Raw genomic sequence first — 25308 nt, forward strand, 5'->3', positions numbered from 1 at the left:
CGAAAAAATTATCTGTGATGCGGGTTGGCCTTGGCCTGCCAGACAGGACCAAGGTCGGTCAATTGCGCTTCAATACATTCCACTTCAAGGCGGATAGCCGCTTCACCGGAAAAAATCAGCGTCACAATACCGGCGGGAGGAACTGTCGGCTGGAATTGCATCGTCAAAAGAGACAAGACATTGTCTTTTTTTTCACGATCAAAACCACGTGTTTTAACACTTAGAACCCGATCGAAGCGGAGAGCCGTACGATGCCGTTCACCGGTTTTTGCACGCGAAAACAATCCCCCCTTCATCTGTTCTTCCCAAGCAAAACGGTTAAGTGCCGCTATAAAACGCTTCTCACCACAGCGCCAGTCGAGATCGGCAACTTTAACGACAGCATCTTGTAAATGCGCCGACAAGATCTCCAGATCCTCGTCATCCATGGCTATCAATTTCAAAAGCGGCATCTTACCACTCCATTCTCTTTCAATAATATCCTGTTTGCGACAGGAAAGATATTGTCATTATCCGCTTATACGTTCAATCTGTGCACCACAATTTGAAAGCTTCTCTTCAAGCCGCTCGAAACCGCGGTCGAGGTGATAAACACGATTGACAGTTGTTTCTCCTTCTGCCGCAAGCCCCGCTATAACGAGAGAAACCGAGGCACGCAAATCGGTTGCCATAACCTGTGCGCCCAATAGCCGCTCGACACCTTCAACTGTAGCCGTTTGGCCAACTAGCGAAATATGGGCACCAAGGCGGGCAAGTTCCTGAACATGCATGAAACGGTTTTCAAAAATTGTTTCGGTGATGTGCGAAACACCTTTTGCCCTTGTCATCAGCCCCATAAATTGCGCCTGCAAATCTGTCGGAAAACCCGGAAATGGTTGTGTTTCAATATCGGTCGGAACAATATCGAGACCGTTTCTTGCAACCCGGATCCCCTCTTCACTTTCTTTTATTTCCAATCCGGTTTTGGAAAGTGTATCGAGAACAGAACGCAAGTAATCGGGGCGTGCGTCTTTCAGCAGGACATCACCCCCTGTCATGGCAACCGCCATGGCATAGGTGCCTGCTTCAATACGATCGGAAATAACCTTGACGCGTGCGCCCGAAAGCCCCTCGACGCCCTCAATATAAATTGTGGGTGTACCGGCACCCTTTATTTTTGCCCCCATGGCATTGAGACATTCGGCAAGATTGACAACTTCCGGCTCGCAAGCAGCATTGTGTAAAACAGTATCACCTCTTGCCAGACATGCTGCCATTAACATGGTGTGCGTACCACCGACCGTCACTTTCGGAAAAGTAAATTCGGCGCCTCGCAGCCCTTTTGGAGCTTTGGCATGGACATAACCATTTTCGATATTGATTTCTGTGCCCAATGCCTCAAGCCCTTGAAGAATAAAATCAACAGGACGGGTGCCGATTGCACAGCCACCGGGAAGTGAAACGCAAGCTTCTCCCATGCGGGCAACTAAGGGTGCGATAACCCAGAAACTCGCCCGCATTTTTGACACAAGCTCATAGGGTGCACGTGTTGTAACAATTTGGCGGGCTGTAAAATGCACCGTTCGGGAATAGGCGCCATCCTGATGTTGGCGGCGGCCATTCACCGAATAGTCGACACCGTGATTGCCGAGAATCCTGATAAGTTGTTCGACATCGGCCAAGTGGGGTACATTATCAAGTGTTAATGTATCATCGGTAAGCAAAGAGGCAATCATCAACGGTAATGCTGCATTTTTTGCACCTGAAATAGGAATAACCCCGTTCAAACGATTCCCGCCAATAATTTTTATACGATCCATCCGTTAAGACCTTTCTTTGTTTTGCGATTGGTAGCAATCGTCCGGTTTATCCATTCGCCCTGTAAGGACAAAAGGTGGCACAAACAGGACTTAAAATTAAAAAATTAAGAAAAACCGGATTATTTTGCCGGTACACCTTGCGGATGTTCTGCCTCGTCGTGGCCTGTCTTTTCGCGCATTTCTTCGCGCTCACGCGCTTGTTGTTTGCGCCGGACAAGATTGGCGCGCAATTGTTGCGCCAAACGTTTTTGGCGACGTTCCTCAGCGATTGAATCTGCCATCCTTCAAACCTGTTGAATATTCTAAAAAAACGGTTCTGGTCATAACACCATGTTAAAAAAATTGCCAGCCAAAGAATATTGCCTTGATTTTTCTTATGAGAAACGTGAATGTCCGCTTGCCTATTTCTTTACAATGTGGCAGAACGCCGCCCGAAAACTATTTTTCTTAGCTGCGGTAGCTCAGTGGTAGAGCACTCCCTTGGTAAGGGAGAGGTCGAGAGTTCAATCCTCTCTCGCAGCACCAGAATCCATTTCCACTCGCAATCCGTGATATTCACTGCCAAAACCAGCCAAATAAACGGTAGGCCGATTGCATCAGTACTTTCAAAAATCAATACGGCAACCGGAACTTACGCGAAAACCGGCTCGTTCTGTTGTTCTCTATTCTCGTTCTGTTGTTCCCCATTCATTGCCAATAATCGCCACAATTAATGATCATAAAAGACAATAAAGATGAAGAAGACAAGCAATGGAACCTCGAAGCGGGGTCACTCTCCAATTCTGACGAATTGCAAGACATTTGTGATTTTATAAGTTTTTGATCACCTGATTATCGCCCAAAAGCTTGGTCTTGTCAGAAACGGCTTTTGTTGAAATAATTTAACGGAAGAGAGAATGGAACATGCCTTTTTCCTGCCGTCAAATTGGTCTAGAGATGGCACTTTCTCTATTCAACCGAATTTTGCCAATATAAGTTCGTACGGTTCGTAATGTTTCATATTTCTTCAGTTTCCAATTTGACAATTGCCCTTGTTATGGCATCGCTCCCTTCTGTTTATGCAAACGGAACGAGCACAACACAAAGTGACGAACCAATCGAACTGGCACAACTTTATGACCCCTCCGATTTGCCGCGTCATCGCCAGCAATTGCGCGTTTATCGCGATCAATATGGTCGGCGCATCTATGTCGATGAAAATGGACAGGTTGTTCGTGTGGAAGAGCCGGAAAACTATCCCCAAGGTGTGACGCCGCCACCCTATGGAACGAACAATCAGGGGCCGATAGAAGGTGGCGTGCCTTATGATCAGGATGTACCTGAAGCACCCGATGCCAAGCCTTATCGTGGTGGTGGCGAGGCTAATCAACCTTCTTATAGAAAAACCACTCCCCGTTATCAGGCTGGCGAAATGCCGAGCGAACATACCCCCGCGATCAATGTTCCGAAAGGTCGTGAAACAGTTGCTGCTGTTCAGATTTTGATGGACCGACTGGGCTCCTCACCAGGAGCAATAGATGGTTTGGCCGGTAGCAATTTCGATAAAGCTGCCGCTGCCGCAAGTGAAATCAGTGGCCGTTTTATTGATCCCAATGACAAACAACGTCTGGATTCGGCTCTACAATCAACCGGCGGTCCTGCCTTTACGCAATATACTATTACCGAAAGCGATTTGAACCGCCAATATGTCTCTTCTATTCCTGCCGATTATGCTATGAAAGCACAGATGCCTGCCATGGCCTATACATCGGTTAGAGAAATGTTGGCAGAGCGTTTTCATATTGATGAGACATTCTTGCAGGAACTCAATCCGCAAGCCCATTTCTCCCGTGCCGGCGAAACAATCAAGGTTCCCAATCTGGTTTTGCCCAAACGCGAAAGTGTCGACCGGATTGTTGCCGACAAGGCCCGCAAACAGGTGCGCGGCTATAATGCGGAAGGCAGGCTTGTTGTTGCTTATCCGGCAACAATCGGCTCGTCTGACAACCCGTCTCCATCGGGCACGGTACAAGTCGAGCGCATCGCATTTAATCCGAACTATACTTATAACCCGAAGGTCAATTTCAAACAGGGAAGCAATAATGAAATATTGACTATTCCCCCCGGCCCCAACGGACCTGTCGGAACGGTCTGGATAGCTCTTTCAAAACCGACCTATGGTATTCACGGCACACCCGATCCTTCACGAATCGGAAAAACGTCAAGCCATGGTTGTATCCGTCTGACAAATTGGGATGCCGAAGAATTGGCAAAATTGGTAAAGCCCGGTGTGGTTGTCCACTTTACCGATTAATGTTTTGATCATTGATCAGTTGATCGGAAATTTGAAAAAAATAAAGAGCGGTTTTATATCCGGTTAAACGGCCAGAAATTGAAAAACCGCTTTTTTGCCAAAGCATGAATTCCTGATTGAATATCTGCCAAAGCATCATCGCATCGTTTAAGTGCTTTTTTATCATCATCGGCAAGCGCCACGACACGGAGTTCGTTGACCAGTCCGGCTGCTTTTTCCAGTAATGGTTTTGCCGCCTTTTTTGGCACTTTTTGTGCCCAGTCTTTGAGCATCAACGCATAGCTGCGCTTGATATTCGAGAGCTTGTTCGGCTTGTTTTTCAACGCTGGCGAGAGGAGCAGCTTTTCATAAATTGCTCGTGATTTGGCAAAAGCTTCAACCACATTGCCGAATGACCCCAAACGCCACAAAACAAGTGCGTGATGGGAATGGGCTTCCAATTGTTCATCCACATTATCGAAAGGTTCATTCCCTATGCTGATAAATGCTGTTTCAATGGCGCTATTGGCCGCTTTGAGCAAATCGACAGGAGTTGTCGAATCTTTGCGCCTTGCCATGGAATAGAGAACATGAGCCAAATTGCTATAAAGCCGAAAAAGCTCGTTTTTATCCCTATCGGGATCAAGCTTGGCAATTGCCAAGCGGAAGTCCAGTTCGGACTGTTTGAGCCATATCAAACCTTGATGACCTTTTTCGTCTTCACCAAGACGGGCACGGGCAAGAGCACGCCATTGCAAAATCCGGTTAAAGAGTTTGGCGTTTTGCTGGCCTTTTATCGTTTCCAGAACTTCATTATAAAGTTTTACAGCTTCCCGTAACAGTTCACCGCGCCTTTCCGGTACTTCTATATTGGACGCCGCCTGAAGGGCCGCGCCCAATTCGATAAAATAGGAAAGCCAATCTAGCGGACGAGCCAATTTTATTTCTTTGCCAATAGCGTTACGCAAGGCAGCAATTGCTTCATATCTTTTTTCTAGTTCCTGAGAGGGAACGGATGCAAAATTGGCAAGCTGGGTCAGATCTTTTCCCAAATTGCCATAGGTCATTGCCAGTCCCAGCGTTTCACTCTTATCTTTGAGAAGATCAATATTGGAACGATAAAGTGCGACCGATTTTTCGAGAAGTTCAATAGCACTGTCCCGATCTTTCTGCTGGGCGAAAAGCGCAAGAGCCAATGCCGTCTCGTTTTGAAGACGACTCAATGCGTGTACACTCCCGTCGTCTTTAAATGTCGCACTGGAATTTTCGAAAGCTTTCAATGCTTTTTCCATAAGCCCGAGATTGGCTGGCGTGTCCATTGTTGCCCTTTGCATCAAGGCACGACCCATCTCGAAATAAACATAGGAAATATCTTGCGGTTGGTCATCCTCATCAAAGTAGTTCAGCGCCGTTTCAAAACGTTCAATAGCAAGGTCGAGATCATCCCTTGCTTTTTCGACCGGTTCGATTTGTGCCAATTGGGCGGCAACCAGCGCACTCGCCGAAACGGCTAGCGACCAATAATGGAAATTTTCTTTTGCGCGTAAAATAGCAATGGCTTCATCAAATGCTTGCAATGCCAATTTCAGTCGTTCTTCACGCGGTCTTGAAAAATCAATATCCGAAAGTGCGCGGTAGACATGGCCTTTCTCCGTTAAGATAAGCGCCCGATCAAACGCACCCTTCTTTTTTGGCAGCGCTCTACAGACTTCATCAAGTAAAGAAAGTCCGCGTTTAAGCCGTAAAATAGCAATTTCCCCCTCTTCGCGCAGCGCATAATTGCGTAAACACCGCACATAAGAAACAATAATCCCGCCCCAACGACTAAAATTACGTTTGCGGGTGAAAACCTGTAAAGCTTTTTCGAAGCCCGATGCTGCCTCGTTATAGTGGGAAAGCGCATCATCATCACTGTCTTCGGCATCTGCAAGTGCCAACAAGGCTTCGGAAAGTTCTATATGCGCTTCTGCCCATGCGGTATTGTTATCGGCACGCTTTTTAAGAGACAATGCCAAATCTGCATCCTCAACCTTCTGGCGAAGTGTTTTTTTGCTGTCACTATCCAAGGCCAAGTGAACGATTCCTTTTATAAATTTAATCTTTGTAACATACGCGTTTCTGGTAAAAGAGAAATAACCTTGTCACGAGTGAGTAACAAATGAATATAACTCCAAATATTGTCATTTTAACAGGTGCAGGCATATCGGCTGAATCGGGGCTCGAAACCTTTCGTGGTAGCGATGGTACATGGAATAAATATAAAGTTGAAGACGTAGCAACACCCGAAGGTTTTGCACGCTCGCCGGATCTCGTCAATAATTTCTATAACAAGCGCCGTCATGATGCTGCAAATGCACGCCCCAACAAGGCTCACCTTGCTCTTGCAAAACTGGAAAAGAATTTTCCGCACTCTTTTCTCCTCGTGACACAGAATGTCGACGATTTACATGAACGGGCGGGATCAAAAAATGTTCTACATATGCATGGCACTCTCAACCATGTTCTATGTCTTTCTTGTCATGAAAGAGCCGAATGGAAAGGCGATGTAACGGCGGAAAGCATCTGTCCGCATTGTCATGCGAAAGCGAGTCTCAGACCCGATATCGTCTGGTTCGGTGAAATTCCTTTTTATATGGAAAAAATCGAAAAGGCATTGTCTCAAGCCGATATTTTTGCGGCTATCGGCACATCCGGCCTCGTCTATCCGGCAGCCGGTTTTGTTGGCCTTGCACGACAAGCCGGTGCAGAATGTTTCGAAATTAACCTTGCTACCAATCCGGCCACTTATGAATTATTCGACGAGGTTATTTCCGGACCTGCAACAAAAACAGTTCCGGATTTTGTAGACAATCTCATCGCGAAATACAGTCAAGTGACAGATTGAAGAAAGCTGAATTAGCTGAAACATGCCCGCTCTTCTCTGAGATCCGGATGTTTTGTTCAAAAGAAATGTCTTCAATTCGACAGTTTTCCAATCTGTCATCCTGTTTGCATGAAACACGCAAAATCTGTTTTTCAATCCAAGCCTACCCGATCGGTAAAGTCCAGAATTGAATAACTTTAACCTCATGGAAGGAAATTCATCACCTGATTTCAATCCAATCCCGTTTGAAAGGACAATATTACATCACGAAAAACAAAAGCCTCCGCTCACGGCTTTCTTGTCCGCAACACAAAGATGAAAAGACCGAAAACTTCATCCTTCCGGTAAAATCAGCAGATTTGTCACTGTTTCAGCAGGCCTACAAAGTTGAACACCTTTCGGGCAAACAACAATCGGCCGATTGATGAGTTCCGGATGATCATGCATTTTTTTGGCGATGACATCGTCGGGCAATGATTCATCATCCAGGCCTAACTTTTTATAGGCCGGTTCTTTTGTCCGCAAAAAATCCCGTATGGAAACATTGGCACGGTTGGCTAGCCAAAGAAGCATTTCCGGTGTCGGTGGTGTTTTCAGATATTCGATAATATGGGGTTCATAACCCATAGCCCGCACAAGACCGACCACGCTTCGCGAAGTTGCACAACGCGGGTTATGATAAATAATAACATCGGTATTTTGCATGAATTGGCCCTTTATTGCCGTAATTGTCGGGAAAAACTTGGTTGGTGCGAGAGGACGAGAGTGGTTAAGAATATTCTATCTGCCCTCTTTCCAATAAACTGTTTTGAATTCCCGTTTTGTTGTTTTTGACGTTCGCAATAAACTTTGTCGAACAGTTTTATAGTCCTTGTCAATAGAACGCGTGACTGATGATTTTCACACACTATCAAAATAAATTCGCCAAAAGCGCTCCACCATTGCCGCCAATTAAAAATGTTTCCGCAACATTCACGCACATTTTCCGTCCGGAGTTACTTTATGAAGGAAGGGGCAAACAAAATAATTTCGTTGTTGCAATGGGCTCACCGAATAAAAACAATTGACCGACACAAGCGACAGGAAACAAAAATACAAAGCTCGAAACAAAAATAGAAAGAAAGGTTGAGCTTGATTGGTGCGGGTGGTCGGAATCGAACCGACACTCCTTTTGGGAACCAGATTTTGAGTCTGGCGCGTCTACCAGTTCCACCACACCCGCATCGATGAAGTGAGGACACAAACCATGTGTCACGGATTTGTTGGTTATATTAAGAACCGAGGTCTCGTCAACTGCCTTACACACAATTATCTTAAAAAATTTTGTTCAAGCTACTGGATTAACGCTTTAACCATCTTTAGAGATAGCTTGATTGACGAGGAATAACGAAATGCTCAAAAAGCTCGGAGAGTGGACTTTATCTCTGGCAGGCCGCAGATCAGCCGAATACTGGCTGGCCTTTATCGCTTTTGTAGAGAGTTCTGTTTTCCTTATTCCGGCAGATGTCCTGTTCATCCCGATGTCACTTATCAATAAAGAAAAAACCTATCGCTATGCATTTATTGCATCACTTTTTTCTGTTCTCGGCGGAATATTGGGATGGCTTATCGGCCATTTTGCATATGAAGCGATAGCAAAACCGGTATTGGAATTTTACGGAAAATTCGAGACTTTCGAGGCGTTGCGCAGCAATACCAGTATGGAAATCATCCTGTTATTGCTGATCACATCAGGCATATCCCATCTTCCGCCCATCAAGGTTGTTACGATTCTTGCCGGTGTTGTCGGTATGAACATCTGGGTTTTCATAATTTCAGCAATCGTCGCACGCGGCGCACGATTCTATTTTCTGGCCTGGCTCATTAAAAAATATGGTGCAACCATGCTGGACTATATCTTGCCAAGATTAAAATGGATTATCACCATTGCTTGCACCGTTCTGATAATTGGCTATATTTTATATAAAATACTGGTCTAAGGGGATTTGTTTTGATTGGTTTTGCTTCGCCCATTTATCTGTCCGGACGGCTTCAAACAATTCTTTCCTGTTTGATACTGGCCTTGATGGTGATTGCTATTGGAACCGCACTCGGTTTCGAACATATAGGCGGCTATATGCCTTGTAAACTTTGCCTTGAAGAACGTATTCCCTATTATACCGGTATACCTTTAATGATCATAACTTTGGCTTTGTCGCTCACAGGAAAACCGGGATTTCTTATCCGTTTGCTGTTTTTGATTACCGCTTTTCTTATGATTTATAATCTCGGTCTATCAATCTATCATGCCGGTGCGGAATATAAATTCTGGCCAGGTCCAACAGATTGTTCGGCGGCCGCTACAGCCATTACTTCCGATGCAAATGATCTACTGGCAAATCTGAACAAAAAACGACCACCTTCCTGTGATACTGCGGCCGGTTATTTTCTAGGGCTTTCATTTGCCGGTTGGAATGCTGTATCGAGCCTTTTTCTAGCCTTTCTTGCTCTTGTCGGCACTTTTTGTGCATACAAAAAAAATGGTGAACACTAAGCCCGTCCGGTTACGTTTCGCACCTAGCCCTAACGGCTATCTCCATCTCGGGCACGCCTATTCGGCGCTGGTCAACAAACATATCGCTCGAATATTAAAGGGCGAACTTGTTTTGCGCATGGAAAACATCGATAGAACACGCTGCAAAACTTACTATGAAAATGCGATTGTGGAAGACCTATCATGGCTAGGGGTCGATTTCCGAAAACCTTTCCGGCGACAATCGGAACATTTTTCAGACTATCAAAAAGCACTTGATGAACTTGAAAAACTCGGTCTTGTCTATCCCGCATTTTTGACCCGTGGAGAGGTAAAAGAAATCATTGCCGAAGCCGAGCGAAAGGGCAAAAATTGGCCGCGTGACCCCGATGGCACACCGCTTTATCCGACGGATGAACGTTCGCTTTCAAAGTCAAAAGCACGCGAAATGATTGCCGAAGGTGTGCCTTATTCATGGCGGCTTAACATGGATCTTGCATTGCGTTTTTCAGGTAACGATCTCTACTGGTACGAATTTCATGGCAATCAGACAAAGAAAATAATTGCTCACCCCGAACTTTGGGGCGATGTCATTATCGCACGTAAAGACATGCCGACAAGCTATCATCTATCGGTCGTTGTTGATGATGCTCTTCAGCACATCACCCATGTTGTCAGAGGCAATGATCTGTTCCAGGCCACTTCGGTTCACCGGCTCTTGCAGACGATTCTCGGTTATGAACCACCGCTTTATTACCACCATCCGCTCGTTCTCGGTCATGATGGACACAAATTGTCAAAATCCAACAAGGACACAAGTTTGCGGTCGCTCAGAGAGAAAGGATTGACGGCGAACGATATTTTTGCCCTTTTGCCGAAAATTTGACCATTGCTATCATGCGCCCTCTTTCCACGCTTTTAAAAAGCGACTAGGGTTTCCAATCATAATATTCGATGGGTTTTTAAAATGATTACCATTAGACCGGCTGAAGAACGTGATCTTAAAGCCATCACTGATATTTATAACGATGCGGTAGAGAATACGCTCGCTATCTGGAATGAAAAAACCGTCGATATTGATAATCGTCGGGAATGGTTGAAAACACGAAATGCTGCCGGATATCCGGTATTGGTTGCTGTGGATGATGGCAAAACAGTAGGCTATGCAAGCTACGGACCGTTCAGACCTTTCGAAGGCTACCGCTATTCGGCTGAAATATCCATTTATATTGAAAAGACCGAACGCGGAAAAGGAATTGGCAAAAAACTTCTGGCGGCTTTAATCACACATGCCGAACAAAACCATATCCATGTTCTTATTGCCGGTATTGAAGCGGGTAACAAAGCTTCTATCGCCATCCATAAAGCATTCGGCTTCACAATAACCGGACACATGCCGGAAGTTGGTACAAAAGCCGGACAGTGGCTCAACCTTGTATTGATGCAACGGATTCTTTGACACGTTACCAGCCGGTCTGGAACGTTTCAAACAAATCTCTTGTACCATTGAAGATATCAAGATCGATAAAAAATTCTTGGCCCCTATACCCTTGAAGACGACCCACGGGATTATATTGCCAGAAGGCCCATTGGTGTTTGTCCGGCAAATCCGGTCGGCTAAAAATCGAACGGTACCACAACAGATAACCGGAAAACCGGCCGGCGATATAATTTTTATAGTTTTCTTCATCTGTATAAATAATTGGCTTTGAACCATAATAGCTTTCGACATGTTGAAGAAGATTGCCAAGTCTCTCTAAAATGACTTGTCGGTCAGGGCTTTTCGTTTGATCGATTTCGACATCTATTGCCGGAGGTAACATGTTTTTATATTCGGGCACCGAACTGATAAAGTTTTCTGCCTGCAACACACCGTCTGTTTCAGGCCTGAAAAAATGATAAGCACCAACTCTCAAACCGGCCTCTAATGCATGGTCCCAATTTTTCTTGAATTGAGGATCCTTGAAATCACCACCTTCTGTCGCTTTGATATAGGCAAAACTGATATTCTGGCTTTTTATTTTATGCCAATCGATTTCGCCTTGATGATGCGATACATCAATCCCGCGAACCGGATAGTTATCAAGTGATAACCGCGCCAAGAAAAAGTAGAAAACCGCAATCAATGCAAAGACAAAAAGCAAAAAAACAAGAATGCGCTTGCCCATGTGATTTTTCCTGAAGAGCAAATATCCGACGCTGTCAAACACCAATTTTAATATGGTTAAATTATAGTTTTTATCTGCTTTTGACAAAAACGATTTTCATATAAATTTTATAGCTCTTTCGCGTCGTCTATCGATTGTGGCAATTGGTAAAACCGTTCGGGGTAATTTGTTTCCAGTGGTGAAAAATCACAAAAATAAGAAGCTGATAAATCAATATCACCATGTTCAATTCAATCTGTTCAATAAAGCCTGTTTTGTTCAGGCAAACATAAAAGCCGATCGCCAATTTAAAAAACATATTTCAACATGATTGTTTGGAAAATGCATTTTCCCGATGACCGTTCTTTCCAAAAAACACGGTGCGAAATTTCTGGTCACACCGGAAAAACAGAAATTTAATTTTTCTTTTTTCAAAAATCAAAGGATGACATTCATCGCTATTTTTGTAACAACCGAACGGGGGAAATTTTGGGTCGAAAAATCGGAAATCAATGAATGGAAACAGCGTTTAGCTTACTATGCCGGTGACACATAAAAAATACGGCATCCGCAATCAACGGGAGCTTATACATAGCCGGTTGTCGCGAATAACCGGTTTGTTCAGGCTTTACCTGATCTCATTGTCGTAAATTTTCGTTGCAACCGAGCTGAGAAGTCACATTTACGGAAATTAACCATTCACAATCGAGTGCATGCAATATTTTCCGGTTGAATTTCCGTCCAACTCAACTAATTTAGAATAATTCTAATTTATAGGTCTCCAATGTTTTCAAAACTCTTTGCATCATCCTATCGGAAACCGTTTTCTTCGCTTAGCGAAAAGGAAATTCTCGCTCTTGCCATTTCTTCGGAAGAAGATGACGAGCGCATTTATCTTAACTATGCTGATGGTTTACGTGACGAGTTTCCGGCAACTGCCAAAATTTTTGAAAAAATGGCAGATGAGGAACATAGCCACCGCGACAGGCTGATAAAGATTTTTGAAAAACGCTTTGGCAAAATGATTCCGCTTATCCGGCGCGAACATGTGAGCGGCTTTTATGATCGGAAACCGGATTGGTTAGTTCGCCCGCTCGGCATTGATAAAGTGCGTGATTCGGTTGCACAAATGGAAGACCAATCGGCGCGCTTTTATGAACAAGCTGCCGACCATGCCAAGGATGCGGAAATCCGCAAACTCTTGGGCGATCTTGCTCTTGAAGAAAAACACCATGAAGATGTGGCAATCGAGCTTGAAAAAAAATACGCGCCGAAATCTGTTGCCGATGAAGAGCGCGCAAAAGAACGCAAGCAAACGCTTCTCACATGGATACAACCGGGTCTTGCCGGTTTGATGGATGGTTCCGTTTCAACTTTGGCGCCGATTTTTGCGGCTGCCTTTGCAACTGGTGACACAAGACAGACTTTTCTGGTCGGTTTATCGGCGTCACTCGGCGCCGGTATATCAATGGGCTTTACCGAAGCCGCCCATGATGACGGAAAGCTATCCGGCCGCGGCTCGCCAATCAAACGCGGCATTGCCAATGGTGTTATGACCTCTCTCGGCGGTCTCGGCCACGCGCTTCCGTTTCTCATACCCGATTTCCATATTGCGATTGCCATTGCATTTGCTGTTGTGTTCGTTGAATTATGGGCAATTGCATGGATCCAGAACAAGTTCATGGAAACGCCGTTCTGGCGTGCTGCATTACAGGTTGTCGTTGGCGGAGCGCTGGTTTTTGCCACCGGTATTCTTATCGGTAGCGCTTGAAAACGATGGCTCTAAGGTAACTTGTAACTTCTCGTCATCCCCTTTAAAAGGATTGGCAGTGATTATATCGTCCTGAAGGCTTTTCATGTCGCAAAGAGATGCTTCCGTTAAACTTGCTATCCGTCGTCTCCCTCATTCGGAAGGACTGAAATTGCCTGCTTATGAAACTGCCGGATCAGCGGGAATGGACTTGAGAGCGGCATTGGAAGAGGGAAAAGAACTCATCCTTTCCCCCGGTGAACGTGTCCTCGTCCCTACCGGTTTGATATTCGAATTACCGGAAGGTTACGAAGCGCAAATTCGTCCGCGTTCCGGTCTGGCCTTCAAAAATGGCGTTACATGCCTGAATACGCCTGGCACAATCGACAGTGATTATCGCGGAGAAATAAAAGTTTTACTCATCAATCTCGGTCAAGAACCATTCACAATTACGCGCGGCATGAGAATTGCGCAAACTGTCATTTCTCCGGCGCCTCAAATCGCCATCGTGGAAACCACAACAACTTCGGATACAATTCGTGGAACCAAAGGGTTCGGTTCAACCGGACACAACTAGACAATCAACACCCAAAGAAATTTTTTAAGATAATAATTGTGAAGAAAGGTGCAATCGGCTGATTCGCTTTAGCTCATGAGCTCCTTTTGATCACACTTTTGCCATTGCTGATATTGCGTTTGCATCATCAACGGATAAACGACACATTAAAATAAAACCGCAATGTTTTTCCCCAAAACATTGCGGTTAAATTTATTGAAGCCTTAAAATAAAGCTTAGCGGTCTTTAATGCGGTTTGCACGCAAAAGCGCAATATACCATTTGCGATGGTGAGCCCATGCAAAGCCACCAGAAATCTTTCCCTTGATCATTGCACCGATTGAACCGGCAACCCAATAACCGGCATAGACGTGGAAAATCCATACCGCGATAATGCAGGCGGCAACCAGTGAATGGGTGAGTAGTGCATAACGCTGCCATTCGATAGGAACAAAAGGCGCGAAATAGGCTTGCCAAACCATAAAGCCTGTCACAATCAATATGATAAGACCAATCGACATTGACCAGAAAATACATTTTTGACCAAAATTATATTTTCCGATCATAGGCAGTCTTTCTTCATCGCCTTCCAGAACATCCTTGATATCGACAATCCATTTCAAATCCGAATTTTCCCAGATATTGAGGCGCCAGAAGCGGAAGAAAAGTCCGGCAAAACTGATAACCATAACAACACCGATATAAGGGTGAATGGTACGCACAACTTGCCCGCCACCAATAAGGTTTGAAAGCGGGAAAAGTGGTGGCCAATACATCATCAGACCGGTCAATGCCAGAAGAATCATCGAAATAGCGCCAATCCAGTGATTGATGCGTGCGCCTTTTGTATAGCGGTCGACCATAACCGGATGACCTTCATGGACATAATCGTATTTTTCATAAAGCTTATGCGTCATGTTCGACATCCTTCAAGGTTTTCTCGGCACGTTCTTCATCGTGCTTGGTTACTCTTGTACGTCCGATAAAGATACCATGTGCAGCCGCCCCAAGGATAGCTGCAGCAATAGCACCAAGTCCGAAATATTTGGAAATACCCTTCCACGTTTTCACAATCGGTGAAATATGCGGGTCTTCCGGCAGGTTTGCATAAATGCTTGGTTGATCGGCATGGTGAAGAACATACATGACGTGCGTTCCGCCAACGCCTTGTGGGTCATAGAGACCGGCGTTCTTGTAACCACGGGATTTAAGATCGGCAATGCGTTCCTTGGCGTGTTCTTTAAGCTCGGCTTTTGTCCCGAACATAATCGCTTCGGTCGGGCAGGTTTTCGCACAAGCAGGCTTTTGCCCGACAGCAACACGGTCAGAGCACAAAGTGCATTTATAGGCTTTGTGTGTTACTTGCGAAACCCGAGGAATATTGAACGGACAGCCTTTTATGCAATAACCGCAACCGATGCATTTATCGTGAATAAAATCCACAATACCGTTTGAATATTGCACAATAGCGCCCGGTGACGGACAAGCAGCAAGACATCCCGGTTCCGAACAATGCATACAACCATCCTTGCGGATGAGCCATTCCAGTGCATCGGTTTCCGGATTAACCCATTCCGTAAACCGCATAATTGTAAAAGCGTCCGGAGAAAGATCCCTCGGATTATCATAAACACCAACATTGTCACCAATTTCGGGATTTAACTCATTCCATTCAGAGCAGGCCGACTGGCACGCTTTGCAACCGATGCAGCGTGAAACATCAATCAGCTTGGCTATTTCTTCCAATTTTCGCTTCGGTTTCGGCATTGGTGAAGCAGAAATCCGGATATAGTCCTCCGGACCAATCTGCGGTTCTATTTTATCCTGTGTTGGAGGATTGATATTTATCATTATGCCGCCTTTCCATCTGCATCAACTGGTGCTTTCGATTTTTCCATATTCACCAGAAATGCCTTATATTCAGGTGTCTCAGAATTGGCGTCGCCAACAACAGGCGTGAGCGTATTAGGCCCAAACCCCTTTTTGGTAGCACCGACAAAGCCCCAATGAACCGGTATACCGATAACGTTAACCGGCTTACCATCACAGATAAGAGGATGGAGACGTTTTGTCACCACTGCTTTTGCAAAAATTTGTCCGCGTTTGTTCCAGACTCTGACCCAATCACCTTTTACAACGCCTTTTTCAGCAGCCAGTTCTTCCGAAATCTCGACAAAGAATTGCGGCTGCAAAGCAGCGTTGATCCGGTTATTCTTTGTCCAGTATCCGAAATGTTCGGTCAAACGATAAGACGTTGCCGCATAGGGAAACTCGTCACTTGTTCCCAATTGTGCAAAATCACCATCAAAAATACGAGCCGCCGGATTGCCGCGAATATCAGGAGCAATCGGGTTAACGATCGGCGATTCGAATGGTTCATAGTGAACCGGGAACGGACCATCACGAAGTCCGGCAAGCGTAAAGAGCCGGCCAGTACCTTCCGCATTCATGATAAATGGACCGACATCGTGTGGTTTAGCCGCTAGCGGAATATCCGGAACATCAAATCCCGTCCATTTCTCGCCATTCCATTCGATAACCTTGCGTTCCGGATCCCAAGCCTTACCGTCAAAATCGGCTGATGCACGATTATAGAGAATGCGGCGATTTGCAGGCCAAGCGAATGTCCACTTCGGATAAAGTCCGGCACCATCATAGTCGGTGTTATCACGCCGTGCCATCATGTTTCCGTCTTCGGTAAAGCTGCCCGAATATACCCAACAGGCGGCGGCCGTTGTACCATCTGCTCTCAAAGAAGCAAAACCTGGAACCTGTTTTCCTTTTTCAAGGATCTTTCTGGTCGGGTCTTTCGGATCATAAAGATCTTCGACAGTATAACCATTCAATTCTTTGGTCAGTTCTTCAGGTTCTGGTTCATTTTCATCCTTATACGGCCAATGGAGATTGACGATAGGATCAGGATACACACCACCTTCTTTTTCATAAAGCTTCTTCAGCCTTAACCAAAGTTGTGCCATGATCCATGTGTCGTGCTTTGCGTCACCCGGCGGATTTTGCCCTGCCCAGTGCCATTGCAACCAGCGACCGGAATTGACAATTGCGCCTTCATCTTCGGCAAAGCAGCTTGTCGGAAGCTGGAATACCTCGGTTTCAATCTTACTTGGATCAACATCATTGAAATCACCATGGTTTTCCCAGAAACGTGCCGTCTCTGTTTCCAATGGATCCATCACAACAAGATATTTCAATTTGCCGAGGCCACGTGTGATTTTATTTCGGTTAGGTAATGATAGCACAAGATTGAACCCTTGGCAGAAATAGCCGGTCATCTTGTTGTGATCCATCATGTCGACAGCTTTAAGAATATCGTAATTGGCGATATCAAGCTTCGGCAGATAATCATAGGCGAAGTCGTTTTCTTTTGTTGCGGCTTTGCCCCACATTGCCTTCATGAACGAAATGAAGAACTTGTCATAATTCTGCCAGTAGCTGACCTGATTCGGCCGCGTTGGTGTGAACTTGCGTTTCGCGAGATAGGTCTTGAGATCTGTCTCGTTTTCCATCGGAATATTCATATAGCCCGGAATGAGGTTGGACATCAGTCCGACATCTGTAAGGCCTTGAATATTGGAGTGGCCACGAAGGGCATTCACACCGCCACCACGTACACCGATATCACCAAGAATAAGCTGCAACATGCACATTGTGCGAATGTTTTGTGCACCTTTCGAATGCTCTGTCCAGCCAAGAGCATACATGGATGTCATCGCCTTTTTCGGGCTTGAACATGCGGCAATCATCTCGCAGATTTTGAGGAACTTATCCTTTGGAGTGCCGCAAATTCTTTCAACCATTTCAGGTGTGTAAACCGAAACATGTTTTTTAAGAAGCTGCCAGACCGAACGCGGATGGGTAAGTGTTTCATCGAATTTTGCATAACCATCCTCACCCATTTCGTAAGTCCATGTCGAATGGTCATAGTCACGTTTGGCTTCATCATATCCGCTAAACAGACCATCTTTGAAACCAAAACCTTCATTGACGATCAAACCGGCATTGGTGAAATGTTTGACATATTCATACTGAACTTTGTCATGTGTTATGCAGTAGTTGATGACACCGGACAAAAAGGCAATATCGGTTCCCTGACGGATAGGCGCATAAAAATCCGCTACAGAGGCAGTTCGGGTAAAGCGCGGATCAACGACGATCAGCTTTGCACCGCGATGCTCTTTAGCATAAGTAACCCATTTGAAGCCACAAGGATGTGCTTCGGCCGCATTACCACCCATAACAATGATAAGATCGGTTGCACGAATATCAGTCCATAGATTGGTCATTGCCCCCCGACCAAATGTCGGGGCAAGGCTTGCCACAGTAGAGCCGTGGCAAACACGCGCCTGATTGTCGAAAACCAGCATGCCGCTGGAGCGTACCACCTTATAGGTAGCCAAAGCGCTTTCATTGGTTGTGGCAGAAGCTGCAAGAAACCCTGTTGTTAACCAGCGATTGACTGTCTGGCCTTTTTCGTTTTTCTGGACAAAATTGGCGTCACGATCATCTTTCATGTAGCGGGCAATTTTATCAAGTGCCTCGTCCCATGTGATTTCTTCAAAGTGATCGGAACCGGGGCGACGAACTTTCGGTTTTGTCAAACGGTTTTTTGAATGGATTGTATCAAGAAGGGCTGCACCTTTCGGGCACAGAGTACCACGATTGGTCGGGTGATCAACATCGCCTTCAACATGGATTATTTTTGCAGTGCCATCCTTCATTGATCCTTTCGAATAAAGGATAATGCCACAAGCAACCGAACAATAAGTACAGGTCTGTCGCGTTTGAAAGGTTGAAGCAAGCTTGAAAGGTCTAATTTCGGCAATAACAACCGCTTCTGCAACACCGAACCCTAGTGCATTTAATGCGGTTGCGCCTAAACCTGCACTTGCACCCTTTAAGAAAGCACGTCGTGTAACCTCGATATTCATAGAGCTGTCCTCTAATTTTTTACGGCCATACCGATATAAAATTGACTGTAAGTCAACGTCCGTTTGAAAGCAACCAACCATGCTTTTTGGAAATTTCCAGTACACACCTCATGGTAGCAAAAAACGAAACCCGCCGACGTAATGTTAATTAATTTCAATCGTTTGGTGATATGTATCCGCCAAAAAAATTATGCAATCCTATAAGAACAGATGCAAAGAGGTTTTCGATCACAAGTATATGATCGACACACAAATTCGATATATGATAAATTTATTGTTTAAGAGAGATTGATTGATCCGAGATGGGCTTAAACGCCCTGTTCATTCCGGTTTATTATTTATCAGTCGCAGCATTCTCCAATTATTTTTGTAACTATCGTCTCTGCAAACTGACCGTTTTAGTTCTCCTCGAAAAGCAACTGCAACTTGGTCGACATCGCGGGAATATTTAATAAATTTCTCCCTCGGTGATAAAGCGCCGATACATACAACATTTTTTGTCTTCTATTGAAAAATTTTCAAGAGATCCGGATAGTCTATCCGGGTCTCTTCAGTTTTAAAATTGGCAATTTGAAGCCTGAAACATGCGTCAATCAAACTTCCGGTTTTCCATTCTCATCGACTGGCGCTTTCGATTTTTCCATATTCACCAGAAATGCCTTGAATTCAGGCGTCTGGGAGTTGGCATCACCAACAAATGGTGTGAGCGAATTTGGACCGAAGCCTTTCTTCGCCTCACCGATAAAGCCCCAATGCAGTGGAATGCCGATAACATGAACCGGCTTGCCGTCACAAATGATCGGACGGATACGTTTGGTAACCAGCGCTTTGGCAAAAACCTGCCCGCGTTTGTTCCAAACTCTTACCCAATCACCTTTCACAACACCTTTCTCTGCTGCCAGTTCTTCCGAAATTTCAACAAAGAATTGCGGCTGCAAAGCAGCGTTAATCCGGTTGTTTTTCGTCCAGTAGTGGAAGTGCTCGGTCAAACGATAAGAGGTTGCCGCATATGGGAATTCATCACTTGTTCCCAATTGTGCAAGATCTTCATCAAAGATACGAGCGGCCGGATTACCACGGACATTCGGAGCAATCGGGTTGACGATCGGCGATTCGAACGGTTCGTAGTGAACCGGGAACGGTCCATCACGAAGTCCGGCAAGTGTAAAGAGCCGGCCAGTGCCTTCCGCATTCATGATAAACGGACCAACAGCGTGCGGATCGGATGCGGGCGGAATATCCGGAACATCAAATCCCGTCCATTTCTCGCCATTCCATTCGATAACTTTACGCTCCGGATCCCAAGCCTTACCGTCAAAATCGGCAGATGCACGATTATAAAGAATACGACGGTTTGCAGGCCATGCGAATGTCCACTTCGGATAAAGTCCGGCACCATCATAGTCGGTGTTATCACGCCGTGCCATCATGTTTCCGTCCTCGGTAAAGCTGCCCGAATAAATCCAGCAGCCCGAAGCGGTACTTCCATCGGCCTTCAACGAAGCAAAGCCTGGAACCTGTTTGCCTTTTTCAAGGATCTTCTTGGTCGGGTCTTTCGGATCATAAAGATCTTCAACAGCATAACCGTTCATTTCCTTGGCAAGTTCTGCCGGTTGAGGTTCGCTTGCGTCCTTATATGGCCAATGCAAATTGACGATAGGATCGGGGAACACACCGCCTTCTTTTTCATAAAGCTTTTTCAGCCTTAACCAAAGTTGTGCCATGATCCAAGTATCGTGCTTTGCGTCACCAGGCGGATTTTGCCCCGCCCAGTGCCACTGCAACCAGCGACCGGAATTGACAACAGCTCCTTCATCTTCGGCAAAGCAGCTTGTCGGCAATTGGAAAACTTCCGTTTTGATTTCGGATGTATTGACATCATTGAAATCACCATGGTTTTCCCAGAAACGTGCCGTCTCTGTTTCCAACGGATCCATCACGACAAGGAATTTCAATTTGCTCAAGCCGCGCTCGACCTTTTTACGGTTCGGGAAAGCAAGAACAGGATTGAACCCTTGGCAGAAATAGCCGTTCATCTGATTATGATCCATCATGTCGACAGCTTTAAGAATATCATAATTGGCGATATCAAGCTTCGGCAGATAATCATAGGCGAAGTCGTTTTCTTTTGTTGCGGCCTTGCCCCACATTGCCTTCATGAACGAGATGAAGAACTTGTCATAGTTCTGCCAGTAGCTAACCTGATTCGGCCGCGTTGGTGTGAACTTGCGTTTTGAGAGATAGGTCTTGAGATCTGTCTCGTTTTCCATCGGAATATTCATATAGCCCGGAATGAGGTTGGACATCAGTCCGACATCTGTAAGGCCTTGAATATTGGAGTGGCCACGAAGGGCATTCACACCGCCACCACGTACACCGATATCACCAAGAATAAGCTGCAACATGCACATTGTGCGAATGTTCTGCGCACCCTTGGAGTGTTGTGTCCAACCGAGAGCATACATGGATGTCATCGCCTTTGTCGGGCTTGAACATTCTGCAATCATCTCGCAGATTTTGAGGAACTTATCCTTCGGTGTTCCGCAAATTCTTTCAACCATTTCAGGCGTGTAAACCGAAACATGTTTTTTAAGAAGCTGCCAGACCGAACGCGGATGCGTCAAAGTCTCGTCATTCTTGGCATAACCGTTCTCGTCCATTTCATAGGACCAGGTCGAGCGGTCATAATCACGTTTGGCTTCATCATATCCGGTAAACAGACCATCTTTGAAACCGAAACCTTTATTGACGATCAAACCGGCATTGGTGAAATGTTTGACATATTCATACTGAACTTTGTCATGTGTTATGCAGTAGTTGATGACACCGGACAAAAAGGCAATATCGGTTCCCTGACGGATCGGTGCATAAAAATCGGCAACCGAAGCCGAACGGGTAAAGCGTGGATCAACAACGATCAGCTTTGCACCGCGATGCTCTTTTGCATAAGTAACCCACTTGAAGCCACAAGGATGTGCTTCGGCAGCGTTACCACCCATAATGATGACGAGATCCGTCGACCGGATATCCGTCCATGGATTTGTCATCGCGCCACGACCAAATGTTGGGCCCAGACTGGACACCGTGGGGCCGTGTCAAACGCGTGCTTGGTTATCGAATGCCAGCATACCGCATGAACGTACGACCTTATAAGTCGCAAATGCGGTTTCGTTTGTGGCTGCAGAAGCAGCAAGAAATCCTGTTGTTAACCACCGATTGACTGTCTGGCCTTTCTCATTTTTCTGAACAAAATTGGCGTCGCGATCATCTTTCATGTAGCGGGCGATTTTATCAAGTGCCTCGTCCCATGTGATTTCTTCAAAATGATCGGAACCGGGGCGACGAACCTTCGGTTTTGTCAAACGGTTCTTTGAATGGATTGTATCAAGAAGGGCTGCACCTTTCGGGCACAGAGTACCATGATTGGTCGGGTGATCAACATCACCCTCGACGTGGACAACTTTCGCTGTGCCATCTTTCATTGATCCTTTTGAATAAAGGATAATACCACAAGCAACCGAACAATAAGTACAGGTCTGTCGGGTCTGGGTTGTTGAAGCTAACCTGAAAGGCTTTATCGCTGAAACAACTGTTGCTTCAGCCTCATTAAAACCAAGCGCACCCAATGCTGTTGCACCGACACCCGCACCAGCACCCTTTAAAAAGGCGCGACGCGAAATCTCTATATTCATACGGGCATTCCTCTTGTATTTTTTGATCATCCCACAAGCTCACAATTGTAAATCAACAATTGTTTCAAAGCAACCAATCAAGCTTCAAACAAGTCTGCTTGATGCCCTGTTGTTACAAAAGCGGATTCTATTGATCGGGGAAGATCATTCGCAGCTTTTTCATATGGATCCTGAAAGACAATAATGCAATCGCTTTCCCGATGGCGTTGACGTTTTTGTGAACACAGGCGATTGATCGTGATGAAGATGAGCTACATTGCACGCATGTTTGACAAATGCTAATATTGTCAAACTGTCGGATATCTTTGATACCCACACAAAATTGAATATTTAAAAAGGAAACTTCGATGACACCCTTCCGTTTGACAAGTCTTGCTCACGGTGGGGGTTGCGGTTGTAAACTGGCACCCTCCGTTTTGCAGAAAATGCTGAAAAACCAGCCGGAATATGGACCATTTGAACATCTATTGGTGGGAACCGAAACAAGTGATGACGCTGCCATTTACGAACTTGACGATGGCACTTGTGTCATCGCTACGACAGACTTTTTCATGCCGATGGTGGATGACCCTGTCACATTTGGCCAAATTGCTGCGACAAATGCTATTTCCGACGTTTATGCTATGGGCGGAAAGCCGATTATGTCGCTGGCAATTCTCGGAATGCCGGTTGACAAAATTGATCCGGCAATTGTCGGAGAGATTTTAAAAGGTGGACGGCAAAAAGCCGCAGAAGCCGGCATTGCTGTCGCCGGTGGTCATTCGATCGACAATCCCGAACCGGTCTATGGTTTGGCCGTTATCGGCATTTGCAAAAAAGACGAGATCAAATTGAATGCCCGTGCCCATGTAGGCGACAAACTGGTACTCATGAAAGGTATCGGCGTTGGCGTTTATTCGCATGCATTCAAAACCGGAAAACTTTCCGATGAGGCCTATCAGGAAATGATAGCGTCAATGACGCTTCTCAATAAAATTGGCACCGAACTTGGAAGGAATCCCGATGTTCACGCCTTAACCGATGTGACCGGTTTTGGAATTTTGGGACACAGTCTCGAAATGGCACAAGGTTCCAATGTCGAGATTGCTATAAATTATTCGAAAATTCCATTTCTCAAGCAAGCCGAAGCACTTGCCAAAGATGGATGCTTTACCGGTGCTTCGCGCCGTAATTGGGACAGCTATGGCGAACATATTGTATTGCCGCAAAATTATCCCGATTATAAACGCTTTCTGTTGACCGATCCGCAAACATCCGGCGGGTTGTTCGCTTCCGTCTCACCTGAAAAAGCCGACTCTGTCGTCGCTTATGCGAAAAGCCAGGGTTATCCGCTTTCGACTATTGTCGGTGAAGTACGTTCTGGTACTCCACAAGTTGTTATTGAAGAGTGATTCGAACAATTTTTAGTTGTTTCGGGTGGGCAAGAAATCAAATCTTACCTGCCCGAATAAACACGTACATAACCATATAGCCAATTTTTACGAGATATTATGGCTTTTCGTTCCAATAAGATGTCGAATTTTGAAAAAAGTGCTTGGCAATTGGGATGAACAACGCTAGTTTCCACTATATCAGATAAATCGTCATGGAACATAGCTGTTGGAGTCGTTTCCATAGGCTTTTTGAGATTTTCAAAAAATTGATTTGAGCTTGATGGCTTGTCAACAAGCATAATCAAAAACGGGTATTGGCGCTAAAGCCATTATATTCTTGTCTGAAAATCGACTGAATACAAATAGATAAAACATATTCTTAAAGAGATCATTATGAGGCCACAACAAAATAGGCGCATCCGTGGACGCAACAATAATAATAACAACAGACGCGGTCCAAATCCTCTTTCACGCAATTATGAAAGCAACGGTCCGGATGTAAAAATTCGTGGTAATGCACAACATATAGCAGATAAATACACAGCTTTGGCACGGGATGCCCAGGCTGCCGGTGACAGGGTGATGGCAGAAAACTACCTCCAACATGCCGAACACTATGTCCGTATCATTCTGGCAGCACAAGCACAAATGCCGCAACCGATCCAGCGTGAAGAACTGATTGATGACGATGAAGAGGATGAGAACACACCGGTCGTTTCTTTGGAATTGAATGAAGAGCATGAAGCGGCTGGAAGCGGCCCGCAACCGGAAATTCAAGGGGTACCGGCCGAAGTCGCTCTTGCCGAGGATACGGGCGAAGTCGGAAAAGTTGTTGAACTCAAGAAACCCCGTCGTGCACCACGTCGTCGGAGCACTCCGGTAGGCCGTTCCGATGCCGGTGAAAGGGAAGCCGAAGAGCAAGCTAAAGAAAAAGCGGAAGCCCCTGAAGAAGCCGTTGAAAAGGCAGAAAAGCCTGCTGAAACTGAAGAGATTGTTGAAAAGAAGCCGCGTCGCAGACGCACAACAAAACCGAAAGTGGTCAAGGCTGAAGAAGAAGCCTGATTTTCTGCTTGATAGTCATCAAAAAAGACGGGTTATGACCCGTCTTTTTTTGTTTTCCCGCCTCTTTGTTTATTGCGTACTTTTGTGGTTGTTATCTGTTTTTGTTCATTGATAGCGAAGCAATTTTCCCGATTAAAAGTTTCCGGAACTTCCAAGACGCATATCTTTCCGATTTCAAAAAACTATCGTGATGCATTCTTCCTTGCAGAAGACAAACTTGGCTGAACGCGCCTCTAAAGCTCGTTGCTTTTCTTTTTTCCGACACACAATGGCTTATGTCTTCCCGACACGTGATGGTCACGGCAATAAAAACAACTCGGAAACAGTAATGATAAG

General features: G+C 45.4%; 20 protein-coding genes and 2 tRNA genes. 11 read left to right on the forward strand and 11 right to left on the reverse strand.

From position 1 onward, the window contains the following. Positions 1–8: 8 nt before the first annotated feature. The 3 genes from H3S82_RS00090 to H3S82_RS00100 all read right to left on the reverse strand — a co-directional run bounded on the left by H3S82_RS00090 (position 9) and on the right by H3S82_RS00100 (position 2080). Positions 9–452, reverse strand: coding sequence for a DUF2948 family protein (locus tag H3S82_RS00090; RefSeq protein ID WP_198233289.1), 444 nt, complete (start codon positions 450–452; stop codon positions 9–11). A gap of 57 nt (positions 453–509) precedes the next feature. Continuing rightward, the gene (gene murA, locus H3S82_RS00095; RefSeq protein WP_078040107.1) at positions 510–1799 is read right to left on the reverse strand and encodes a UDP-N-acetylglucosamine 1-carboxyvinyltransferase; all 1290 of its coding nucleotides are present in this window, start codon (positions 1797–1799) and stop codon (positions 510–512) included. A gap of 119 nt (positions 1800–1918) precedes the next feature. After that, entirely contained in the window at positions 1919–2080 is a 162-nt protein-coding gene (locus H3S82_RS00100; RefSeq protein WP_188317732.1) for a hypothetical protein, read from the reverse strand. Between the two features lie 169 nt (positions 2081–2249). Here H3S82_RS00100 and H3S82_RS00105 point away from each other — a divergent pair. Together H3S82_RS00105 and H3S82_RS00110 are read left to right on the forward strand one after the other, a co-directional pair. Continuing rightward, positions 2250–2324, forward strand: a tRNA-Thr gene (locus H3S82_RS00105). Positions 2325–2790: 466 nt separating this feature from the next. Then, the gene (locus H3S82_RS00110; protein ID WP_198233290.1) at positions 2791–4092 is read left to right on the forward strand and encodes a L,D-transpeptidase; all 1302 of its coding nucleotides are present in this window, start codon (positions 2791–2793) and stop codon (positions 4090–4092) included. 53 nt (positions 4093–4145) lie between these two features. Here the strand turns inward: H3S82_RS00110 and H3S82_RS00115 are convergent, their stop codons facing one another. Beyond that, positions 4146–6143: a hypothetical protein gene (locus H3S82_RS00115; RefSeq protein WP_198233291.1), complete on the reverse strand. Its 1998-nt coding sequence runs from the start codon at positions 6141–6143 to the stop codon at positions 4146–4148. A gap of 86 nt (positions 6144–6229) precedes the next feature. Between H3S82_RS00115 and H3S82_RS00120 the strand changes: the two genes are divergently transcribed. Further along, a complete protein-coding gene (locus H3S82_RS00120) occupies positions 6230–6955 on the forward strand; it encodes an NAD-dependent deacylase (RefSeq protein WP_198233292.1) in 726 nt (241 codons plus the stop codon). A gap of 312 nt (positions 6956–7267) precedes the next feature. On the opposite strand, the gene arsC is transcribed toward H3S82_RS00120, so the two are convergent. Together arsC and H3S82_RS00130 are read right to left on the reverse strand one after the other, a co-directional pair. Further along, complete coding sequence (arsC, locus tag H3S82_RS00125) at positions 7268–7639, reverse strand: arsenate reductase (glutaredoxin) (RefSeq protein ID WP_198233293.1); 372 nt, start codon at positions 7637–7639, stop codon at positions 7268–7270. A gap of 431 nt (positions 7640–8070) precedes the next feature. Then, a tRNA-Leu gene (locus tag H3S82_RS00130) sits at positions 8071–8156 on the reverse strand. A 169-nt stretch (positions 8157–8325) separates the two neighbouring features. Here H3S82_RS00130 and H3S82_RS00135 point away from each other — a divergent pair. From H3S82_RS00135 to H3S82_RS00150, 4 genes are all read left to right on the forward strand, one after another. Next, complete coding sequence (locus H3S82_RS00135) at positions 8326–8913, forward strand: YqaA family protein (protein WP_198233294.1); 588 nt, start codon at positions 8326–8328, stop codon at positions 8911–8913. 14 nt (positions 8914–8927) lie between these two features. After that, positions 8928–9467 (forward strand): disulfide bond formation protein B, encoded by a 540-nt coding sequence (locus H3S82_RS00140; protein WP_343211492.1) that lies wholly within the window; start codon positions 8928–8930, stop codon positions 9465–9467. Continuing rightward, entirely contained in the window at positions 9454–10332 is an 879-nt protein-coding gene (gene gluQRS / locus H3S82_RS00145; RefSeq protein ID WP_198233304.1) for a tRNA glutamyl-Q(34) synthetase GluQRS, read from the forward strand. The genes H3S82_RS00140 and gluQRS overlap by 14 nt, the downstream gene beginning before the upstream one ends. Positions 10333–10413: 81 nt before the next feature. Beyond that, positions 10414–10905 carry a GNAT family N-acetyltransferase gene (locus tag H3S82_RS00150; protein WP_077972934.1) on the forward strand — a complete coding sequence of 164 codons (492 nt, stop codon included), beginning with the start codon at positions 10414–10416 and terminating at the stop codon, positions 10903–10905. Positions 10906–10909: 4 nt separating this feature from the next. Here the strand turns inward: H3S82_RS00150 and H3S82_RS00155 are convergent, their stop codons facing one another. Next, entirely contained in the window at positions 10910–11614 is a 705-nt protein-coding gene (locus H3S82_RS00155) for a GH25 family lysozyme (protein ID WP_198233295.1), read from the reverse strand. Positions 11615–12377: 763 nt separating this feature from the next. On the opposite strand from H3S82_RS00155, the gene mbfA reads away from it, so the two are divergent. Together mbfA and dut are read left to right on the forward strand one after the other, a co-directional pair. Next, positions 12378–13364 (forward strand): iron exporter MbfA, encoded by a 987-nt coding sequence (gene mbfA / locus H3S82_RS00160; protein ID WP_077972940.1) that lies wholly within the window; start codon positions 12378–12380, stop codon positions 13362–13364. Between the two features lie 85 nt (positions 13365–13449). Continuing rightward, positions 13450–13920, forward strand: a complete 471-nt coding sequence (dut, locus tag H3S82_RS00165) for a dUTP diphosphatase (RefSeq protein ID WP_198233296.1) — start codon at positions 13450–13452, stop codon at positions 13918–13920. A gap of 215 nt (positions 13921–14135) precedes the next feature. Here the strand turns inward: dut and H3S82_RS00170 are convergent, their stop codons facing one another. The 4 genes from H3S82_RS00170 to fdnG (H3S82_RS00185) form a co-directional block, all read right to left on the reverse strand. Then, entirely contained in the window at positions 14136–14816 is a 681-nt protein-coding gene (locus tag H3S82_RS00170; RefSeq protein ID WP_198233297.1) for a formate dehydrogenase subunit gamma, read from the reverse strand. Beyond that, the gene (fdxH, locus tag H3S82_RS00175) at positions 14806–15750 is read right to left on the reverse strand and encodes a formate dehydrogenase subunit beta (RefSeq protein ID WP_198233298.1); all 945 of its coding nucleotides are present in this window, start codon (positions 15748–15750) and stop codon (positions 14806–14808) included. Before fdxH ends, H3S82_RS00170 begins: the two co-directional genes overlap by 11 nt. Next, entirely contained in the window at positions 15750–18845 is a 3096-nt protein-coding gene (gene fdnG / locus H3S82_RS00180; RefSeq protein WP_198233299.1) for a formate dehydrogenase-N subunit alpha, read from the reverse strand. The genes fdxH and fdnG (H3S82_RS00180) overlap by 1 nt, the downstream gene beginning before the upstream one ends. 593 nt (positions 18846–19438) lie before the next feature. Then, on the reverse strand, positions 19439–22537 hold the full coding sequence (gene fdnG / locus H3S82_RS00185; RefSeq protein ID WP_198233300.1) for a formate dehydrogenase-N subunit alpha: 3099 nt from the start codon (positions 22535–22537) through the stop codon (positions 19439–19441). Positions 22538–22884: 347 nt separating this feature from the next. Here fdnG (H3S82_RS00185) and selD point away from each other — a divergent pair, with 347 nt between their 5' ends. Together selD and H3S82_RS00195 are read left to right on the forward strand one after the other, a co-directional pair. After that, the gene (gene selD / locus H3S82_RS00190) at positions 22885–23928 is read left to right on the forward strand and encodes a selenide, water dikinase SelD (RefSeq protein ID WP_198233301.1); all 1044 of its coding nucleotides are present in this window, start codon (positions 22885–22887) and stop codon (positions 23926–23928) included. Between the two features lie 375 nt (positions 23929–24303). After that, entirely contained in the window at positions 24304–24972 is a 669-nt protein-coding gene (locus tag H3S82_RS00195) for a DUF4167 domain-containing protein (protein ID WP_198237071.1), read from the forward strand. Positions 24973–25308 lie beyond the last annotated feature (336 nt).

The organism is Bartonella sp. M0192 (assembly GCF_016102305.1).
In the GTDB taxonomy this organism is placed as follows: Bacteria; Pseudomonadota; Alphaproteobacteria; order Rhizobiales; family Rhizobiaceae; genus Bartonella; species Bartonella apihabitans.

Bases quoted from the DNA above. Each gene is read 5' to 3' on its own strand.
- H3S82_RS00170 (WP_198233297.1), bottom strand. From the start codon at position 14,816: ATGACGCATAAGCTTTATGAAAAATACGATTATGTCCATGAAGGTCAT.
- H3S82_RS00155 (WP_198233295.1), bottom strand. From the start codon at position 11,614: ATGGGCAAGCGCATTCTTGTTTTTTTGCTTTTTGTCTTTGCATTGATT.
- mbfA (WP_077972940.1), top strand. From the start codon at position 12,378: ATGTTTTCAAAACTCTTTGCATCATCCTATCGGAAACCGTTTTCTTCG.
- selD (WP_198233301.1), top strand. From the start codon at position 22,885: ATGACACCCTTCCGTTTGACAAGTCTTGCTCACGGTGGGGGTTGCGGT.
- H3S82_RS00100 (WP_188317732.1), bottom strand. From the start codon at position 2,080: ATGGCAGATTCAATCGCTGAGGAACGTCGCCAAAAACGTTTGGCGCAA.
- fdxH (WP_198233298.1), bottom strand. From the start codon at position 15,750: ATGATAAATATCAATCCTCCAACACAGGATAAAATAGAACCGCAGATT.
- H3S82_RS00195 (WP_198237071.1), top strand. From the start codon at position 24,304: ATGAGGCCACAACAAAATAGGCGCATCCGTGGACGCAACAATAATAAT.
- gluQRS (WP_198233304.1), top strand. From the start codon at position 9,454: ATGGTGAACACTAAGCCCGTCCGGTTACGTTTCGCACCTAGCCCTAAC.
- arsC (WP_198233293.1), bottom strand. From the start codon at position 7,639: ATGCAAAATACCGATGTTATTATTTATCATAACCCGCGTTGTGCAACT.
- fdnG (WP_198233299.1), bottom strand. From the start codon at position 18,845: ATGAATATCGAGGTTACACGACGTGCTTTCTTAAAGGGTGCAAGTGCA.
- H3S82_RS00120 (WP_198233292.1), top strand. From the start codon at position 6,230: ATGAATATAACTCCAAATATTGTCATTTTAACAGGTGCAGGCATATCG.
- H3S82_RS00135 (WP_198233294.1), top strand. From the start codon at position 8,326: ATGCTCAAAAAGCTCGGAGAGTGGACTTTATCTCTGGCAGGCCGCAGA.
- murA (WP_078040107.1), bottom strand. From the start codon at position 1,799: ATGGATCGTATAAAAATTATTGGCGGGAATCGTTTGAACGGGGTTATT.
- H3S82_RS00150 (WP_077972934.1), top strand. From the start codon at position 10,414: ATGATTACCATTAGACCGGCTGAAGAACGTGATCTTAAAGCCATCACT.
- H3S82_RS00110 (WP_198233290.1), top strand. From the start codon at position 2,791: ATGTTTCATATTTCTTCAGTTTCCAATTTGACAATTGCCCTTGTTATG.
- H3S82_RS00090 (WP_198233289.1), bottom strand. From the start codon at position 452: ATGCCGCTTTTGAAATTGATAGCCATGGATGACGAGGATCTGGAGATC.
- dut (WP_198233296.1), top strand. From the start codon at position 13,450: ATGTCGCAAAGAGATGCTTCCGTTAAACTTGCTATCCGTCGTCTCCCT.